The sequence below is a fragment of the Bradyrhizobium sp. STM 3566 genome (assembly GCF_045571445.1).
Taxonomy (GTDB): Bacteria; Pseudomonadota; Alphaproteobacteria; order Rhizobiales; family Xanthobacteraceae; genus Bradyrhizobium; species Bradyrhizobium vignae.
Window position 1 is genome coordinate 5372680 of sequence record NZ_CP120692.1, and the last position, 18292, is coordinate 5390971.

At 62.8% G+C, this 18292-nt stretch carries 18 protein-coding genes and 1 pseudogene; 3 read left to right on the forward strand and 16 right to left on the reverse strand.

The window, feature by feature from the left end:
- Positions 1-97: 97 nt before the first annotated feature.
- The 3 genes from P6U27_RS25875 to P6U27_RS25885 form a co-directional block, all read right to left on the reverse strand.
- Positions 98-1801, reverse strand: a complete 1704-nt coding sequence (locus tag P6U27_RS25875) for an amidohydrolase (protein ID WP_209295792.1) — start codon at positions 1799-1801, stop codon at positions 98-100.
- A gap of 337 nt (positions 1802-2138) precedes the next feature.
- Positions 2139-2426: a hypothetical protein gene (locus P6U27_RS25880; RefSeq protein WP_407192799.1), complete on the reverse strand. Its 288-nt coding sequence runs from the start codon at positions 2424-2426 to the stop codon at positions 2139-2141.
- Positions 2423-3322 (reverse strand): ABC transporter substrate-binding protein, encoded by a 900-nt coding sequence (locus tag P6U27_RS25885; protein ID WP_407192800.1) that lies wholly within the window; start codon positions 3320-3322, stop codon positions 2423-2425. Before P6U27_RS25885 ends, P6U27_RS25880 begins: the two co-directional genes overlap by 4 nt.
- Positions 3323-3541: 219 nt before the next feature.
- Here P6U27_RS25885 and P6U27_RS25890 point away from each other — a divergent pair, with 219 nt between their 5' ends.
- Entirely contained in the window at positions 3542-4135 is a 594-nt protein-coding gene (locus P6U27_RS25890; RefSeq protein ID WP_160118850.1) for a MarR family winged helix-turn-helix transcriptional regulator, read from the forward strand.
- Between the two features lie 12 nt (positions 4136-4147).
- Here P6U27_RS25890 and P6U27_RS25895 read toward each other — a convergent pair whose 3' ends face one another.
- The 3 genes from P6U27_RS25895 to P6U27_RS25905 all read right to left on the reverse strand — a co-directional run bounded on the left by P6U27_RS25895 (position 4148) and on the right by P6U27_RS25905 (position 7034).
- On the reverse strand, positions 4148-5386 hold the full coding sequence (locus P6U27_RS25895; RefSeq protein WP_122404529.1) for an NAD(P)/FAD-dependent oxidoreductase: 1239 nt from the start codon (positions 5384-5386) through the stop codon (positions 4148-4150).
- On the reverse strand, positions 5383-5739 hold the full coding sequence (locus P6U27_RS25900) for a non-heme iron oxygenase ferredoxin subunit (RefSeq protein WP_122404530.1): 357 nt from the start codon (positions 5737-5739) through the stop codon (positions 5383-5385). Before P6U27_RS25900 ends, P6U27_RS25895 begins: the two co-directional genes overlap by 4 nt.
- Before the next feature lie 71 nt (positions 5740-5810).
- The gene (locus P6U27_RS25905) at positions 5811-7034 is read right to left on the reverse strand and encodes a Rieske 2Fe-2S domain-containing protein (protein ID WP_122404531.1); all 1224 of its coding nucleotides are present in this window, start codon (positions 7032-7034) and stop codon (positions 5811-5813) included.
- A gap of 102 nt (positions 7035-7136) precedes the next feature.
- Between P6U27_RS25905 and P6U27_RS25910 the strand changes: the two genes are divergently transcribed.
- Entirely contained in the window at positions 7137-8012 is an 876-nt protein-coding gene (locus tag P6U27_RS25910; RefSeq protein ID WP_129145517.1) for an SDR family NAD(P)-dependent oxidoreductase, read from the forward strand.
- 14 nt (positions 8013-8026) lie between these two features.
- A pseudogene (locus P6U27_RS25915) lies at positions 8027-8538 on the forward strand (cupin domain-containing protein).
- A 250-nt stretch (positions 8539-8788) separates the two neighbouring features.
- Here P6U27_RS25915 and P6U27_RS25920 read toward each other — a convergent pair.
- The 10 genes from P6U27_RS25920 to P6U27_RS25965 form a co-directional block, all read right to left on the reverse strand.
- A complete protein-coding gene (locus P6U27_RS25920) occupies positions 8789-9334 on the reverse strand; it encodes a DUF4863 family protein (protein ID WP_122404533.1) in 546 nt (181 codons plus the stop codon).
- Positions 9335-9356: 22 nt separating this feature from the next.
- Positions 9357-10106 carry a nitroreductase family protein gene (locus P6U27_RS25925; protein WP_407192801.1) on the reverse strand — a complete coding sequence of 250 codons (750 nt, stop codon included), beginning with the start codon at positions 10104-10106 and terminating at the stop codon, positions 9357-9359.
- A 31-nt stretch (positions 10107-10137) separates the two neighbouring features.
- The gene (locus P6U27_RS25930; protein ID WP_122404534.1) at positions 10138-10779 is read right to left on the reverse strand and encodes an HD domain-containing protein; all 642 of its coding nucleotides are present in this window, start codon (positions 10777-10779) and stop codon (positions 10138-10140) included.
- Positions 10780-10963: 184 nt separating this feature from the next.
- Positions 10964-11938, reverse strand: coding sequence for a GlxA family transcriptional regulator (locus P6U27_RS25935; protein ID WP_122404535.1), 975 nt, complete (start codon positions 11936-11938; stop codon positions 10964-10966).
- A gap of 222 nt (positions 11939-12160) precedes the next feature.
- Positions 12161-12583: a cupin domain-containing protein gene (locus tag P6U27_RS25940; protein ID WP_162500623.1), complete on the reverse strand. Its 423-nt coding sequence runs from the start codon at positions 12581-12583 to the stop codon at positions 12161-12163.
- 149 nt (positions 12584-12732) lie between these two features.
- Positions 12733-14001, reverse strand: a complete 1269-nt coding sequence (locus tag P6U27_RS25945; protein ID WP_122404536.1) for an MFS transporter — start codon at positions 13999-14001, stop codon at positions 12733-12735.
- The gene (locus P6U27_RS25950; RefSeq protein WP_122404537.1) at positions 13994-14665 is read right to left on the reverse strand and encodes an HD domain-containing protein; all 672 of its coding nucleotides are present in this window, start codon (positions 14663-14665) and stop codon (positions 13994-13996) included. The genes P6U27_RS25945 and P6U27_RS25950 overlap by 8 nt, the downstream gene beginning before the upstream one ends.
- Positions 14666-14736: 71 nt before the next feature.
- A complete protein-coding gene (locus tag P6U27_RS25955; RefSeq protein WP_129145515.1) occupies positions 14737-15723 on the reverse strand; it encodes an NADP-dependent oxidoreductase in 987 nt (328 codons plus the stop codon).
- A gap of 114 nt (positions 15724-15837) precedes the next feature.
- Entirely contained in the window at positions 15838-17316 is a 1479-nt protein-coding gene (locus P6U27_RS25960; protein ID WP_164937165.1) for a metal ABC transporter permease, read from the reverse strand.
- A gap of 31 nt (positions 17317-17347) precedes the next feature.
- The gene (locus P6U27_RS25965; RefSeq protein WP_164937164.1) at positions 17348-18235 is read right to left on the reverse strand and encodes a metal ABC transporter substrate-binding protein; all 888 of its coding nucleotides are present in this window, start codon (positions 18233-18235) and stop codon (positions 17348-17350) included.
- Positions 18236-18292: the final 57 nt, after the last annotated feature.

Below are 18292 nucleotides of genomic sequence, written 5' to 3' on the forward strand. Positions count from 1 at the left end.
GTCGCCAGAGCCCGCTCCCCGCCGTCCTCCGACCCAAGCGTCGGCGATTGCTGGCGACGTCGACATTGCACGATTCGGCGTTCGTCTCCTCTCTGGGTCAGCGTTGAAAGACGAGTTTGCCTCCGACCAGCGTGATGTCCGCCTTGATGTCTTTGATCTGCTCTTCCGGAATGGCCATGTAGTCCGCGGAAAGGACCGCGAGGTCTGCAAGCTTGCCCGGCTGTATCGTACCCTTGCGTGCTTCGTCGAACGTGTAGCGCGAAGCTGCCGACGTGTAGAGACGGAGCGCCTGTTCGCGACTGATAGCTTCCGTGGCGCCGTACACGCTTCCATTGGGATCTTTCCGCGTCACCATGATGTACATGTTGAGGAACGGGTTGATCGGGTTGACGGGGAAGTCGGTTCCGGCGCCGAGGCTGTCCAGCCCCATTTTTTCGATCAAGGTCTTGGTCGGCACGGCGCGATCGGCGGTCGGCCGTCCCAGGAAGCGCTCGACGGTCGCGGCCTTATCCCACATGAAGACGTTCTGGAAATCGACCCTGACCCCCAGCTTGCGAGCGCGCTCCATCTGCTCGGGCCTGATCAGACTCGCGTGAATGAGAACGAAACGACGGTCCCGGATGGACCTTTCCTTGTCGGCAGCTTCGAAAGCATCGAGTACCTGGTCGATGCCGAGATCGCCGACGACGTGCACACCTACACGCCAACCGTAGCGATTGCAGATCGAGACGAGTTGCATGAGCCGTTCGGGCGTTTGCTGGGCCATGCCATGGTAGTCATCGTGCGAGTCCGGATAGACATCTCGCATTAGCGCCGTCTTCAGGGTCATGCCGCCATCGTAGAAGATCTTGATGCCGGCGAACTTGACCCAGTCGTCGCCAAAGCCTGACGAAGCTCCGTTGCCCGACATGATCGCCTCCCAAGCGGTCAGCTCGGCGGGCGGCTCGGGTCTGAACATCAATCCCGTCCGCAACGTCGCCTGTCCGGACGCGGCGATCTTCTGCAGTGTGCGGACGTCGCGCGCTTCCGTGGCGCCCTCGACTGCGCTCGTGATCCCGAAAGTGTTCAGTGCCCCCTCCGCGAGCGTGAACTGCCTGATTTCGTCGTCTTCGGTCCACGGCGGAACAGCCTGCTCGACCCGGTCGATCGCCGTCTCGGAGAGGACGCCGGTCAGTTCCCCGGCGGCGTCGCGCTCGAAGGAACCGCCGCTCGGGTTCGCGGTGGTCTTGTCGACGCCTGCCTTCTGCAGCGCCATCGTGTTCGCCATGGAGAAATGACCGACGGTCCGCAGATAGACCGGATTGTCGGGGGCGACGCGGTCGATCTCCTGCCTCGTTAGATACCGTTTCTCGGCGAGTTGCGACGGCGGGTGCCACGCGCCGCCCACAATCCAGTCGCCCGGCTTCTTCTTGGCCACGAACGTCTTGATCGCCTCGAGCGCTTCGGCGACCGTCTTGGCGCGGCTCATGTTGACGACATAATCAGCGAGACCGGCCGCCTTGAAGTGAGCGTGAGTATCGATCAGGCCGGGAATCACGGTCTTGCCGGACACGTCGAGCACTTGCGTGCGCGCTCCGGCGAGCGCCCGGATGGATGCGCTGCTACCGGTCGCAAGAATTTTTCCGTCTCGAACGGCGATCGCCTCGGTCACGCTGGATCGTTCGTCGAGGGTCAGAACTTTTCCGTTGACGAGGACGAGATCGGGCGAGTTGACATCTCCTTGCTGGGCAGCAGCGGGCGCTGCGCCCGCGAATAGAACTCCTGCACCGAGCATCGCGAGCGCCGCCGACCTGCAGATCATTCCAACCTCCCGATCGTTGTGTTCAATAGACGAACATCTTCCCTTTTCTCGATGATACCCCGCCTGTCAAAGCGGTCCACCGATTCAGGGTCGTGCACGCCGCGATCGTTGCACCCCATCAACGACGACGATCGAACCGGTCGAGAAGGGATTGCAGGCGAGAAAGTGGACCGCGTTCGCGATGTCCAATGACTCGCCCAAGGTTCGGCTGCCTTGGCACCGCGTCGAGAACGAGCACTTGGCACGAATGGCTTCACGAGGTGCTCCGCCGCGCCACCAGAGAGCTCAGGCACGGCCGCTAGTGGCCGGCCCCGCTTCGCCACACTATCGGCGGCCCTCATTGCGCGGCCATTGTACCGGACATCGGAACCCAGCGCTCGCCGTCGAAACGCTGCGGGCGCAGCGACGTGATCAGGCGATAATCATCCGGGCTGGTATTGACGGTGATGCCCGGGATCAGGCCCGGCAGCGCCACGTTCTTCAGCGCAGTGGCCTGCTTCATGATGTTCTGCCGGGACAGATCGTTACCGCAGGCCTCGATGACCTTGGTCATGAGAACAGCGACGTTCCATCCGGTGAAGTTGAGCTGATCCTCGATATCGCCCTCGGGATAATACTTCCTCATGAAGCCAGCCACTCCAGATATGCGGGATCGTTGGCCCATTCGGGATCGCCGACCGACTTGGTCGGCGTCGCCGAGATCGCCCCCTTGGCGTTGTCGAGCCCGGCCGGCTTGAGGATCGTCGGCACGAAGTTGCTGCCGATCGGCAGGAACTGCTGCGCGCGCCAGCCGAGCTCGCCCGCTTTGCGGATCGCCTGCGAGGTAAATTTGCCGGTCGACGCATTGAGGAAGACGTTGGCGTTGGTGCTCGCCAGCGCCACGACCTGCGAATCGACCGTGGGCGACGTGACTTCGTAAGGCGACGCCGCGACAATCTCGGCCTTGGGATCGAGCCGGGCCAGTTCGGTTTTGAAGCTGCGACGATATTCGCGGCCGTAGTCGTCGTTCTGGTACAACACGGCCACGCGCGCACCGGGCGTGTGCTCGGCCACCAACCGCGCGTAGATCGCAGCCTCGGTGCTGAACAGCGTCATCCCCGAGATCGTATAGGGACTGGTCTTCGGATCGGCAAAGCGCTCGCTGGCCGCGAACACGAACAGCTGAGGGATCTTCTTGGCGTTGAGATATTTCTGGACCGCAGCGTTCTGTGCGGTTCCCATGCTGCCGAAGATCGCGACCGCCTCGTCATTTTCAATCAGCCGGCGCGTCTGCTCTACCGCCTTCGGCGGACTATAGCCATCGTCAAGCGAGATCAGCTTGACCTTGTGGCCATTGATGCCGCCGCGATCGTTGATCATCTGGAAATAGCGGGTCTGCACCTTGCCGACGGCGCTCAGGGCCGATGCCGGCCCGCTATACGGCATGGTCTGCCCGAGAACCAGTTCAGAGTCCGCCGCCCTGGCCGAACCGCAAGCAGCCAGTGCAGCCGCCAACATCAATGTCGCGCAAAGTCCGTGCATTGCGCTCCTCCCTCGATTTTTCTTACCTGGAATATTCTTCCTAGGAAGCTATTTGTCAACCCGCGCTACGCGGCCGCAATTGGCCGCTGCGCCGCGGCCATGCACGGGGCTGGAGCGAGACCAGGAACTTGCGAGGCGACACCTGAATTTGGCGGTGCTAGATTGCTGCGACGCATGATGCCGGCGCAATTGGCCCGCGGTGAAGGGGACTGGAAGGGAATGAAGAAGAGCAGCGTGTCACACCGCGGCGAACCCGCGATCAAGCAGTCGCCATCACCTGACAGCACCCTTTACGACGATATCGAGGCCGCGTGGCTGGAGCAACGGCCCGACCTCGACCTCGCCGCCGCCTGCACCTTGCTGCGGCTGGAGCGCGTCAACCAGCTCCACGAGAGGCGCCTGCAGGACATAGCGAAGGCGGTCGGGCTGCAGACCGGCGAGCTGTATGTGCTGCTGGCGCTGCGGCGCTCGGGCAAACCGTACGAGCTGCGTCCCACCGACCTGTTCCGGGCCCTGCTCGTCACATCGGGCGCGATGACCAAGCGCGTAGCGCGGCTGCAGGAAGGCGGCTTCGTGCTGCGCGTCTCCGCCAACGACGACGGCCGCTCCGAGCTGGTCCGCCTCACCGCCAAGGGTCTCGCGACCGCCGACCGCGGCATCGCCGAGGTGGCAAGGGTCGTCGCGCGCACGATCGAGGCAAGCGGGCTGACCAAGGCGGAGATCGCGATGCTCGACCGCTGCCTGCGCAAGCTGCTGGCGGTGCGGACGGTGAAAACGCCGAAGAAGTCCGGCCGGCTTACGGCGGTGGACTAGCTGCGGCACCTGCTACACGACGGCCCCGACACCCGCCTTCAGCAGCGATCTGAGATCGCATGAACTGTCCTCGGCCTGGCTCGGCGCCGGCGAAATGCCCGCTGCTATCAGGCGCCGCGCCACCATCTGATCCCCGGGATTGTTGATGCTGTCGACGCCGACCAGCCTGCCCTGCCGGTAATTGAACACGGAGAACCGGCCAGCTTCGATCGAGCCGCGGATCACAATGCGGTCCCTGCGCGCGCCATGACCGACGATCTGAAGCTTGAGATCGTGCTGATCCGACCAGAACCGCGGCACGCTGTTGTATGGTTCATGGCTTTCCACGATCGCAAGCCCGACGGTGCGTCCCTGGTCCTGCGCGTGCTGAACCGACTCCAGCCTGATCCAGTCCTCAGCAAACTGGTTGAAGTGCGTGGTGCAGTCGCCCGCGGCGTAGATGCTCTCGCGTGCGGTTCGCCCGTTCTGATCCACCACAATGCCATTAGCGCATCCGAGCCCGGCAGCGGCGGCGAGCTCGTGGTTCGGGATGCCGCCGATGCCGACGACGACCAGGTCCGTGCCGAGGCGGACGCCGCCGTCCAGTTCGACCGCCACCACTCGTCCCCCATCGCCGACCATTGCCGAAACAGATGTGCTGAGCTTCACCGCGACGCCGGCCCGGGTATGGATGTCGAGCAGGAAGCACGACACCACTGGAGACACCGCCCGCTCGAGCAGCCGGGAGGCAGGCTCGATCACGGTAACCCGTTTGCCGAGCTTGGCCGCCGACGAAGCCACCTCGAGCCCGATGAAGCCGCCGCCGACGATCACGATCTCGCTCGCCCGGCCGAGCCGCGCCTTGAGATCGGCGGCATCTCCTACCGATCGGAGATAGCAGACGCCGTCGAGTTCGGCCCCGCGGACCGCTATCCGCCGCGCGCGCGAACCGGTAGCGATGACCAGCCTGTCGAAGTCCAGTACGGCGCCGTCGGCCAGCGCGACTCTTGCTGCATGGCGGTCAATCGCGACAACACGGCGACCCAGCAGCAGTTCAATCCGCTTGCTCGCGAAAACAGCCTCATCGCGCAGAATGAGCCTCTCGGCACTGACCTGATCAAGCAAGAACTCCTTCGAAAGCGGCGGCCGTTGATAGGGCAACGACGTCTCGTCGGCGACCACCGTCACCGGTTCGGCATAGCCGGCGTCCCGCGCCGTGAGCGCGGCCTCAATGCCGGCATAGGATGCGCCGATGACGACAAGTCCGCTCACGGCTTAACGTCCACGCCGCCGTCATCAGCGGCTTGCAGGGCGGCGTCGCCGTCGAGTTCGACATAGACCTCACCGTCACGGATCTCGACCTTGAACGCCTTGATGTCCTTGTAGGCGCCGGACTGGCATTTTCCGTCACGGACATCGAACATCGCCCCATGTAGCGGGCATTCGATCACATGGCCTTCGAGAAAACCCGTCGACAGCAGCGCAAATGCGTGCGAACAGACGTCATCCGTTGCGAAGACCTCGTCGCCGACCTTGAAGAGTGCGATGCGCCGGTCGCTCACCCTGAAGCCCAACGGCTCTCCCTCAGACAGTTTCGCGACGGCGCACAGGCGGTGCCAGATCATGGGACGTCTCCTCGATCAGAGCTGGGGAATCGACGCGGACATGCAGTCCGCGCCCTTTACTTTCGATCCGGTCAACGGGGAATCTGCCGCCAATCCTCGGAGGCGGAGGCGAGCCGACCGCCGACCGCGCGGATGTCCTTGTAGGACATGGTCTCGCTTTGCCCACTCTTCGGCGGCTTTCCCGCCATGAAGCCGCGCACCTCGTCGAGCAGCTGGCGACGCACCCTGACGATCGCCTGGTCCGCCGAGCAAAGATATTCCTGCGAACGGTCGACTATCGGGCCCATGCTGACCATGACCACGAAATCCTCGATGACGATCTCATGGAAGCCGGTGCTGTTGCCGGCATCCATGATCTGGCGGTTCTGGCCCCAATTGTTTGATTGATCGCCCGGCAGGCCGCCGGCCATCGGCCACTGGTTGGCACGCTGCACCTTGCGCCAGGAATCTACCGGCTTCTCCGGATTGTAGAAGATGTACCACTGGATCAGGTTCTCATCGTCGATCGGCACCGCGATGATCGCAGTGCGATCCTGCTGAGGTCCGGAGAAGATCGGCGCGATCAAGCCGTAGTACGGCATAACGAACTCGGTGACGCGGGCGAGGCACGATCCGTCGGGCGCGGTGCGCAATGCCGCAGCACGGAAGCCATAGGGCTTCTTCTCGAACTCGTAGGCGACTTCGGTGTTGACCCGCGTTGCGCCGAAGTCGGTCGACGAGGTCGCGGTCCAGCTCTGGTGCAGCAGCGCGACGTGCGAGGAATCGATGGTGGCCTCGACGCCCTGCAGCCAGTTTGCCTTCAGCTCGATTCCGGCGGCGTAGACCTGGTCCGGCGGCAGATCCATCCATTCAAAGTCCGGCGCGGGCGGCGCGTCGCCTTCGCCGAGCCAGACCCAGATCAAGCCGGCGCCCTCGCGCGTCGGATAGGCTTTTGCTTTGACGGTCTTGGCAAACTCCTTCGGATTGTTCGGCTCGTTGGGAACGTCCAGCACCGCGCCATCGGCGCGGATCTTCCAGCCGTGAAACAGGCAGGTGAGCGAGCAGTCATCGATGCGCGCGAGCGCGAGCGAGGCGCCACGATGCGGACAGGCCTCGTCGAGAAATCCGACCGTGCCGTCCTTGCCCCGGAACGCCACGAAGTTGCGGCCAAACAGCTTGACCCGCACCGGCGCCTCGCCCTTGCGCACTCGCACCGAGAGCACTGCCGGCAGCCAGTAATGCTGGCGCAACATCCGTCCCATCGGCGCGTCGCCCGTGACGCGGCACAGCAATTCGTTCTCTTCCCTCGTGACCATCGCGAACCTCCCTGGTTGACGCCTCCGGCGTTCTTGATCTACTATCTTCCTAGGAAGATTGTTGTCAAGTTGTCTTCCAGGAAAGCCATATCGGGGAATCGCATGACCAAGGGACGGCTTGGGGACTGCATCGCGCTGGTGACAGGAGGAAGCCGGGGGGTCGGCAAGGGTGTTGCCATCGGCCTCGCCGAAGCCGGCGCGACGGTAATCGTCACGGCGCGCACGCGGAATAGCGGCGGATCGGAATGGCCGGGCTCGCTCGACGAGACCATCGCCGCGATCGACACAGCCGGCGGCCGCGGCATCGGCGTCCTGTGCGATCACTCGGACGATGCAGCAGTGCGCGAGGTGTTCGACCTCGTCCGGCGCGACCACGGCCGGCTCGACGTTCTCGTCAACAACGTGTTTGCGGCGCCGAACGCGATGCCGGTCAACGTCCCGTTCTGGCAGGTGCCGGCCTCGCTATGGGACACCATGCATCGCGTCGGCCTGCGCTCGCATTTCGTCGCCAGCCAGTTCGCCGTGCCGCTGATGCTGCCGCAGCGGCGCGGCCTGATCGTCAATACGTCCTCGGGCGGCGGCGTCCGCTACACGTTCAACGTTCCATTCGGCGTGCAGAAATCGGGCGTCGACCGGATGGCGCGCGACATGGCGCATGAGCTGAAGCCGTTCGGCATTGCCGCGGTCTCGATCTGGCCCGGCTACATCAAGAGCGAGAAGCTTGCGGCGCAGCCCGACCGCGTGCCGCCAGCGCTCGCCAAACTGATTGCCGAGCGCGGCGAGACGCCGGTGTTCGCCGGGCGCGCGGTCGCCGCGCTCGCCGCCGATCCCGGCGTGATTGCCAAAAGCGGCCAGATTCTGCTCGCCTCGGAGTTGGCGGCCGAATACGGCTTCACCGATGTCGACGGCAAGGTCCCGCCGCCGCCGAGCCGCGATCCCGCGCCGCTGTCCGTGTTCACGCCAAACGTCAAGACCTGAGGGAGGAGAACCTCATGCGGATCGCAATCGCAGCCCTGGCGCCGTTCGCGGAGCGCGACTGGCGCCCGCTGTTACTGGCCCTTATCAGCGGCTTCGCCTGCGCGGTGGGGATCGCCAAGATCATTGCGCTGACGATGAGCGCAACAACAGCATTCCCGGCGCCCTCTGCGCCGAGATGTCTTCGTCGGGCACGTCGCTCAACAAGGTCGCGGTGATTTCCTCGCACGCGCTTCCGAATTTACCGGGCAAGCGCGTCACGGTGGTGCGCGTCAGCTACGGGCCAGGCGCCTTCACGCCGCCGCACCGCCACGGCGGCTCGGTGACCGCCTGCATCACCAAAGGTCAGGTCCGCTCACAGCTGAGCGGTGGCCCGCTGGAGACGTTCGAGGTAGGGCAATCGTTCTTCGAACCGCCCGGCGCGACGCATCTCGTCTCCGCCAACGCGAGCAACACCGAACCGGCCGAACTGATAGCCGCCTTTGTCGCTGATGAGGGAGCTGAATTGACCACCGTTCTCGAGCCATAGTTCAACGCACCGGCCGGCTTCTGCCGGCCAAGGGGGCCGAAGAACACGTTCTCCCAGTCGCCCTACGGATCGACGTCGAGACTGTGGACGGCAATACCGGACCCGAGCTCCGTGCGGTGACGAGAGTTGCACCGCCTTCCGACGGACAGCTGGGTCGGCATCGGGTCATCGGCTTTGACCGCCTGCGGATACTGGCGCCATGTCCTTTGCTGGCGGAGGAGCCATCGTGTCGAGCCACCTCGGAGTTCCGTTACCGATCAGACGGAGCCTTGAAATCGTATGAAATGCGTCCGGCCGGCAGATAGAACAGCGCGATCACCGCGCCGCCCCTGACCTCGGGATAGTGCCTGCTGCCCGGATCGGGCGCCGTCCAGCCCGGTCCCTGCCAGCCCTGCAATCCCTTCAACTCCGCGCCCTTGTCCAGGGGCACGACGAGGTTGAGCTCGCCATAGGGATGGCCATGGTACTGTCCACGCAACACGTCGTGATCGTCCTCGTCCTTGAAGCGGCGTGGATCGGCGCTGTTCATGTACACGGCGGTGATGCTGAACTGGAACGTTTCGGGAGTCGGCTCCAGGATGCGGCTGCGCCGGTAGTTCGGACCGTCCACCTCCTGGTTCGCCGCCCATCCCTCCTCGACCCCGATTTTGACCAGGCGCGCCAGATCCTGGTAGAGCGCGCTGTTTTCGCCATATGTCTCGTTGAGCCAACGTTCCATCTCGGCGCCAGGCGTCATGTCCTTGACTTCCCGGAGAAACGGAATGCTGCGCTGAATCAGTTCTTCCCGGCTTCCCATTGCGATCTCTCCTCTTCGACTACTACGTTTCGAACCCTACGAACGTAGCGAACTCATCAATGTCCGCCCGCGGCATCAATCTACCCGGCCGCTCAACCTTGGACTTGCCGACGGCGATACCGCACACCACCATCTGCTCCGCCGGAATTGACAGCAGCGGGCGCAAAATTCGATGGTACTTTGCGAACGTTTCCTGCGGGCACGATTGAAGTCCGCGTCCCGCCGCCGCGAGCATCACGTTCTGCACGAACATTCCGAGATCGAGCCAGCTTCCGACTTCCAGGCGACGGTCGATGGTCACGATCAATCCCACCGGCGCGCCGAAGAATGTGTAGTTCTTCGCGGTTTGTCTGCTCCTCGCCTCGAGATCGATTTGAGCAATTCCGAGCGATCCGTAGAACAACCGACCAAATTCTTGCCGGCGTTTGAGGTACGGGTCCGGTAAATCGCTGGCGTAGTATTTGTATTCCGAGACGTGCTCGTCACGCGAGTTTTCGTGCGCGTCCAACAGCGCGGTCGAGACTCTGTCCTTGGCCGCGCCAGCCAGCACGTAGACGCGCCAAGGCTGGATGTTCGCACCGCTGGGGGCGAACCGCGCAATACGGAGAATCTGCTCAATTGTGCGTCGCGGGACTGGAGTGCTGCAAAACTCGCGGCACGCAAACCGCCCGGCCAAGATCTGATCGATCGGGGTCTGCACAACGACATCTCCCTCACGCGTGCCGATGGCGGCTCGTTCAGGACCGGACATCATCGCATGGCTGGTATCCATCTCGGCCTCCTCGGCTCGGAGCAACGAGCGCTCAGTGCGGCCAGGCTGAGCCAAGGATGATCGAGCAGAAGTTCTGACGGACATAGTTCATGTCCTTCAGCGCCAGGACGTCGGCCTTCACATTTCCGAACGTCGTCAGCGGCTTCTTGATGATACCGCTGGCGAAGTGATCGATGATGTTCTCCTTGAAGTTTGTCTCGCGCGGATGATGGACGCAGACATGGTCGCGCTGTTCATGCGTGAAGTCGTGATAGGCGATGCCGAGCACGTCCATCTCCACACCGGCGGTCACCAGCGCGATGGTCGGGCGCATATGCTCGGGGATCCCCGGCGTGGTGTGGAGCGCGATGGCAGTCCAGACGTCCTCGATGTCACGCTCGGGCACGCCGTAGCTTTTCATGAATTTGCGGGCGGCATTGGCGCCGTCGACCTCGAAGCGCAGATCAGGGCTCGAATATTTCTCGGTGAGGCCCATGTCGTGGAACATGGCGCCGAGGTAAAGCAGCTCCGGATCGTATTTCAGCCCGCGGCGCTCGCCCGTGAGCGCGCCCCACAGGAAGACACGGCGACTATGGTTGTAGAGCAGGTCGTCTTCGGTCTCGCGCACAAGCTGCGTGGCGGCGCGCGCAATGGCGCTGTCAGGCACGCGGATGCCGGCGATGATCTCGGACATCGAGCAATCTCCTCGGTTGGATAACGGACTGGTTGCTTATCGGGATTAGGCAACAGAGCCCTGCTCCGGACAACAAGCGGGATGCTACGGATCAGGACAGCCGTACGTCGTTTCCTGACAAAAGGCCGCTCGGAGCCTTCAGAGCAGTAGGAACCCGCAGTCTCGTGCTCGGGTAGCTCGCGAACTATTCCGGTTCTGCTCGCCGGAAGCTGGCGCGATATTGGACAGGGGTCACGCCGAGACGAGTGCTGAAGACGATCCTCATCCGGTCCGCCGATCCGAAGCCGCAGTCGAAGGCGATAGCCTTCAGCGGTCGGTCGCTCGCTTCCAGCATCATGCGCGCGGCATCAACGCGGGCGCGCTCGATGAATTCGTGCGGCGTGGTTCCGGTCACCTGCCCGAAATGCCGGGCCAGATTCCGGGGGCTCATTCCGACGACAGCGGCAAGCGACTCCAACGTGTGGCGATCCCCAATATTGGCCATGACGTGGTCCTGGATGCGTGCGATCGGCGATTCAGGATCGGCAGGTGCTGTGAGATACGGACTGAACTGCGACTGTCCGCCCTGCCGCTGCGCAACCACGACCAACCGCTTGGCGACCTTGAGCGCCGTTTCGGCACCGTGCCGCTGCCCGACGAGCGCCAGGCCCAGATCTATCCCCGCCGTCACACCGGCCGCGGTGATCAGCCGTCCATCGCGCACATAAATCAGATCCGGTTCGACTTTTGCCTTCGGGAATCTCGCCGCCAGCGCCTGTGCATCCTGCCAATGGGTCGTGACTCGCCGATCATCGAGGAGGCCGGCATAGCCGAGGACAAAAGCCCCTGTGCAGATCGATCCATAGACGCTCGAGCGCCACGGCAGCTCCTTGACCCACTGAAGCAGGCACGGTTCGGGCTCCGCTTCCGGTGGCGTCGGAGTGCCGGCCACCAGAACGATGTCGAAGCCGCCCGCCGCCTCCTCGAAGGTCATGTCGGCGACCATGCGTATGCCGTTCGACGCGCGCAGCGGATCACGGTGAGCAGCAACCAATACAGTTTCGTAGCGATCCGCGCTGCCAAGAAACGTGTTCGCCTCGCTGAACACATCCATCGGCCCCGCCACGTCCAGGGCCTGGACCCCATCACAGACGACGATCGCGACAGCTTGTACCGGCACCTGCTACTGCCTCTCCACCCTGGAGCCTTATTATGCAGGTAGTCCGGACCCTGTAAAAGGCCTGGCGCGATCCGGGAGGCAACAGAACGAACATCCGCGCATCCGGGATCACCAGGGGCTATAGACTTCTAGCGGTTGGTTTCGCTGGCGTAGCCGCCAACCAAGCGGTCCTTGCAGCTCCCCAAAAGGACCGTCGGGGCCAGTGGCGAGCTCCTCGCGCCATTATTGTGATCCAGGCGCCTTGTCCGGCGTCGTCAAGGGCTCGTCCTTGGAATCCACAACGAAGACCGCCAGTAAGCTGGCGGGCTCCTTGTCACTCGCGTTCTCACTGACCCTGTGATGCGAACCGGGCATTTCGTAAAAGCTTTCGCCGGTGTGATAGATCTTCGCGGGTTCGTCGCCGACTTGACTACGGATTGCCCCGGATAGCACGTAGGCGTAGATAAAAGCTGACGCTGCGTGGTGATGAGCCAGTGATTTGGCTCCGGGAGGATAAGTCACCGTCACCGCAACCAGCCTCTTTCCTTCGACATTCGGCAGTGCGTGCGCGAAGGCGACTTTCACCTGCTCCCGGTCCTGCGCGATCGCCTCGGAGGCTCCCAGGACGATCGCTGCTGCTATCAGCGGGACGGCGGCCGTTCGCAGTGCTCCTCTCGCTGCTTTTGCCGACTTACGTCGAGGGTTTGATACAGCACCAATCCGATAGGCAAATCCACTGATCGACATCATCGCATCTCCTCTTCTAACGAGTTCACGCAACTGCCTGAAACCAGGACTCAGGGCCGAACCGATGGTCATGGTGAAGCTTCCGATGAGAAGCCATCGCCGCCGCCATTACCTTCGGCTGATGTGTTGCTGCCGCTGAGCAGCACCGACAACAGAGCTGCCACAGCGAATCCCGCAGCTACCCAGCCGAGCCGCTCCACCGCGCCATTGGCAATGACCACAGCGCCCGCCGCGGCACCCATCGCGCTGCCGAGGTAGATGGCCGAGGAATTCATCGAGAGACTGATCGGCGCCAGTGCCGGAGCCAACGCCACCAGCCGCGCTTGTTGCGCCGTTATCAGCCCCCAACTGGCAAATCCCCAAATCAGGATGGCCGGCAGCAGGACGAGCATTGCCCGCGCCGGCTCGAGAGCCGCGCTGAGCGAGAAGGCAAGATAGGCCAGCAGGGCAAGCCCACCACCAACGATCACGATACTTCGTGCGCCGCAACGGTCCGCCGCGCTGCCGCTGAGCTGGGTGCCGACTGCACTGGCCAGGCCAAAGCCCAGCAGGATCGGCGCCAGTGCCTGCGGACCAAGGCCGCCGACGCCGGCTATGAACACACTGAGATAAGTGTAGACGGTAAAAGTGCCGGCCACGGTCAGCACGCTGGTCACCAGCACGCCCAGGATATCGCGGCGCTTGGCCAGCGCCAGACGCTCACCAAGGCCAGCCGTGACACCGGGCCGTTGGCGCGGCAGCCGGATGAGAATCCCTAACAGCGAGAACACCGCCAGCCCCGCCACGCCGAAGAAGGTGGCGCGCCAGCCGAAGCCCTGCCCCACCAGTACGCCCAATGGCACGCCAGCGATGATCGCCAAGGTCAACCCGGTGGTGACCGTGGACAGGGCACGGCCACGCCGCTCCGGACCGCCCAGCGCGGCGGCATATCCGCTGGCTGCCGGCATGAAGCTTGCTGCGGACAGGGCCAACAGCAGCCGCGCGGCCAACAGCCCGGCATAGCTCGGCGCCAGCGCGGCGAGCAGGTTGCCCAGGGCGAAGCCGCCCATGGCGACGACCAGCAGCCGACGTCGCTCCAGCCCGGCCGTCAACACGGCCATGACCGGCGCGCCGATGGCATAAGCGAGGGAGAAGGCGGTGACCAGATGACCGGCGGCTGGCAGACCGACGTTCAGGTCTCGCGCCAGCGCCGGGAGCAGCCCGGCGATCATGAACCCCTCGGTGCCGATGGCAAAAGCGCCGAGGGTTAGCCAGATGAGAGAGGCCAGCGAGTCGGCGCTGGTAGCTTGCGCGCGACCGGGATTGAGTTCCTGGAGCACAGGATAGGTCCTAGTCATGATGGTGAGCCTTGTGCTGGGAATCCGGGAAGGGCGACGCAGCGATCAGGTCGCAGGCGTTGGGGCTCTTGAACCCCGGGATGAAACGTTCGCAGACGGCGGCGTTGACGGTGCCATACGTCGTCGCCGGCTTGTGCGCAAAACCGGCGAAATACTCCTGAATGAAGCCTTCTTTGAAGTTCGTGCGCGGGTACTTGGCGACAATTTCCTCGCGCAGCTCCGCGGGAAATTGGTCGAACCCCACCCCGATGACATCGAGAAGCACGCCGGAATTGAGGAGCGCGACCTCGGGACCCATGTGCTTCGGGATGCCGGGGGTGGTGTGCAGCGCGATTGCTTCCCAGACGGTCTGGACCTGATCTTCAGCGATGTTGTGGGTGCTAAGAAACTGCCGTGCGGCATTTGCGCCATCGACCTCGAAGCGCTCGTCTGGGCTCGAGAATTTCTTGATCAGGCCGAGATCGTGAAATGCCGCGGCGACATAAAGGAGCTCACGGTCGAAGCGCAGATTCCTCTGACGACCCTGTTCAGCAGCGAACAGGTAGACGCGGATCGAGTGATTAAACAGCAGATCGGTGGAATGTTCCCGCAGGATCTCTGTCGCCTCTTTCGCGAGTAAGGAATCGGGAATGACGAGAGCCTGGGCGAGATTTCGGGTTGTCATCGTTGTGTCCTTTCAAGAGTTAGTGGCTTGGCTGCGCGTTGCGCGCGAGCGCAACGACGAAATGATCCTGATCACCTTGCTCCGACGTCGAGCACGATCTTTCCTTTCGGCTGAGGCCGCACGCGCTCCAGCATCAAATGCGCCTCGCGCGCATCGGCGAGGGGTAAGACCGCCCCCACCTTTGTCCGTAGTTTTCCACCATCGACCAGGCGAGCGATCTCCCTGAGATACTGGTCCGTGACGTTGACCAGAAAGAAGCTGGCGTCGACACCATAGCGCGTAGCTAGATCCTGATCCGGACGGGACACTGCGGAGACCAGCTTGCCACCGCGACGAAGGACCTGAAACGAGCGGGTTTGGGTTTCGCCGCCGACCAGATCAATAACGGCGTCCGCATCGCGTACTACCTCTTCAAAGCGCTGAGTCCGATAATCAATGACGGTGTTTGCGCCGAGGTTGCGCGCGGCGGAAATGTCCCCCGTCGATACGGTTGCGATGGTTTGCACCCCTGCCTGACGAGCCAGTTGAACCGCATAGGATCCTACGTTACCGGCCGCGCCGTGAATGACCACCGTTTGACCTGCCTTGAGATGGGCATGATCAAACAACGCCTGCCATGCAGTCACCGAAACGACAGGAAGGGAAGCAGCTTCAACGTGGGTTAGCGAGGTTGGCTTGTTCGAGACCATGCCCGCGGAGGCTAGAGCGTACTCGGCGTAGGCCCCGACAAACTGCGGATTCGTAACACCATACACCTGATCTCCCACACGTAGTTCGGTGACTCCGGGCCCCATCGCGACGATTTCGCCGGACAGATCCGAGCCCAGTGTGAGGGGGAGCGGTTGCGGCAAAGCGCTCTTGCCGGACCTGATCCACCCATCCCATGGGCCAACTCCAGCGGCCGCAACCTTGACCAGGACCTCGCCGGGACCTGGCTCGGGTCGTGGCACGCGCTCGAACTTCATGGTCTCCGGTGACCCAAACTCGTGCACGCGCCAGGCCATCATTGTTGAATGAGTTCGCTCTTCACCAACTTGAACGATGCTACTGGGGGTCATCTCATGCTCCTTGCGCTCAGTTCGTCATGCTTGCCGTCGACCGTTCGGGGCGATTGATGGGACGGGCTCATCCGTATGTCGCAAGGAGTCGTGCCCGGGACAACGAGCAGGATCCTACGGATCAGGACAGCCGTACGTCGTTTTCTGACAACGACCCGTCAGAGCCTTAGGGCCGGCAGACACAGTGCCGCCGTTGATGCTGCGACGGATCATAGCGTCTCCTGCCGACTCGGTCTTCTCTCCACCTAGACGCCGAACAAAATCAGCAACGTGCAGGAAAGCTCGCAGGAACGTCAGGCACGCGGTCCGCGAACGAGCAGGATCGGCACGCCATTTGTCGGGCAGCAGGGTCAGGAGTCCGAGGAGGCTAGTTATCAGCAAAGGTAGCCCGACGTACCAGCGCTCGCGCTCGCGAGCACGGCCGGACAGCGACTTGACCACAAAATCATCGCCACGCGCCATCTCGTTGAAGGTCTGCTGGAAGGAGCCGATGCGGCGCACCTCCGTATCGGAAAGGCCGCCCCCCTGCCATCGGGACTGCTGTTCCAACGCGGTCAGCTGACTTTCCTGCGAGCGCCGGTAGCCCGCGTCTTTTAGCGCATCAGCGTAGACCGCTCGATCCTGCACCGCCAGGAATGTCGCTGGACCGATGCCGGTAGCGGACTGTAGCAGATCAAACATCGGCTGATCAGCACGCGGCATGATCATGAGCCAAATAGCGGATAGCAACACAGTCATGAAAATCATTGCAGAAGCCGCGCGAAGGAAAATGCGAATGCAGATCCGTCGGCCGCCTGCGGGGGCGAATATCAGTCCACGCAGCACGGCCCCGATCACGAGCATCAGCGTGAAAGCGAGGGCCATTGCAGCGCCCGTCGGCAGTTCGAATTCGAATGACGCGGCCAGACCGACGGCGCTGGCCGCGACGCCTCCAAGCCAACCGATGCCAAGCGCGTAGGTGATGCGGCGCGTGAACAACGACCCAATGATTGCCGGGATAATCAAGAAGCAGAAGACTAGAAGCACTCCTGCAGTCGCTACCGAGCTCGTGACGACCACGCTGAAGGACGAATAGAAGACAAAATCCCAGAGCAGCGAGCGACGCGTCTTGCTATGTACTGCCTCACTAACTGCCAAGAGCGGGCGCCGGGCCAGCCAATGAATGGCCCCGATGAACGCATAGAGAACCGCAAACTTAGGCAGGTCGCTTGCAGAGACGGCGAGGATGCTACCGACGAGTATTTGTTTCACATGTTCCGCTCCCTGCGGCGAGCGGTCGACGACAACGATAGTCGTTGCGGTAGCCACAACGTAGATGATGCCGATATAAGCTTCCGGTTGAACCTCTTTTGGCATGACCCGGGAAGCCGTCAACAGTGCGGCGCCGATGGCGGCGAACAGAAAGGTGTAGGCGATTCCCGCGGCGCTCGTCGGAGCGTGCCCAGCCGCATATGCGACGGTAGCTCCAAGCGCTGACATCTGCGCCAGAGCAAGATCGGCGAACACGATGCCACGCCTCAAAACGTGCAGGCCGAAGTTGGTATGTATGGCTACGAATAGTGCGCTGGCTGCGAAAGGCGCCGCGAGTAGCATGATAATATCATGAGACATCGCCGCGGCCGGATCAGTGGCTGCCCGTCGCAAGCGTGCGTGCGAGAGCACCAACATTGAAGTCCATGAGACTCAGGTAGTCTCTTGCCTCCGGAACGCTGCCTACTGTTGGCGCGAGCACGACAAGAGGTGCGCCGGTGCGTGCCGACAACATTTCGGAGAAGTTCTTCGGCTCATATGCCTCTTGCAGGATGGCGCGCACGCCGTTTTGCCCCATTTCTGCAATTAACGAGGAGAGATGCGCGACGCTCGGCGCGACTCCTTCCTTCGTCTCAATGAAGCCGACAAGGTTCAAATGAAAGCGGCGCGCGAAATACGGCCAGCTGTTATGATAGGCGACCAGGGACGCGCCGCGGTAGGGCGCCAGCCGCTGCATCCAGGCCACAATGCGCTCGTGCAGTGTCGCGAGAAATCGATTCCGGTTGGCCACGATGGTGTCACGAGCGGCGGGCATGAGCCGAATGATCCTCTCCGCTATGGTCGCCGTCACGGTCTCCGCATTGGCCGGATCAAGCCAGTAGTGCGGATTGCCTAGACCGTGCGCATGACCATCCTCAGTGACGGGGGTTCGGCCTCTCGCTTCCAGCAGCGGGACCCCGATCGACGCATCCACCAAGCGCCCGCCCCCCGCTTGGAATTCCGGGCGATGCAGTTGAATTATCAACTTGTCAATCCAGAGATCATAGCCCAAGCCGACCCGAACAATGAGATCGGCATCGCTTAGCGTCGAGAGATCGCTCACCCGAGGTTCGAATGCCTCCGGATCGGTCCCCGGCGGCACAATGGTCTTGACCTCAATGACGTCACCACCGACTGCGGAAGCGAGGCTTGCAACATCGCTTGTTGTAGCCACCACGACTATCCGCGTGGAGGCAAAAGCTGCATGCATCGATGCGGTCATAACGCAGAGCGCCACAATTGCGATTAGTCGTGCTCGGCTCGCCATAACCATGAGCGG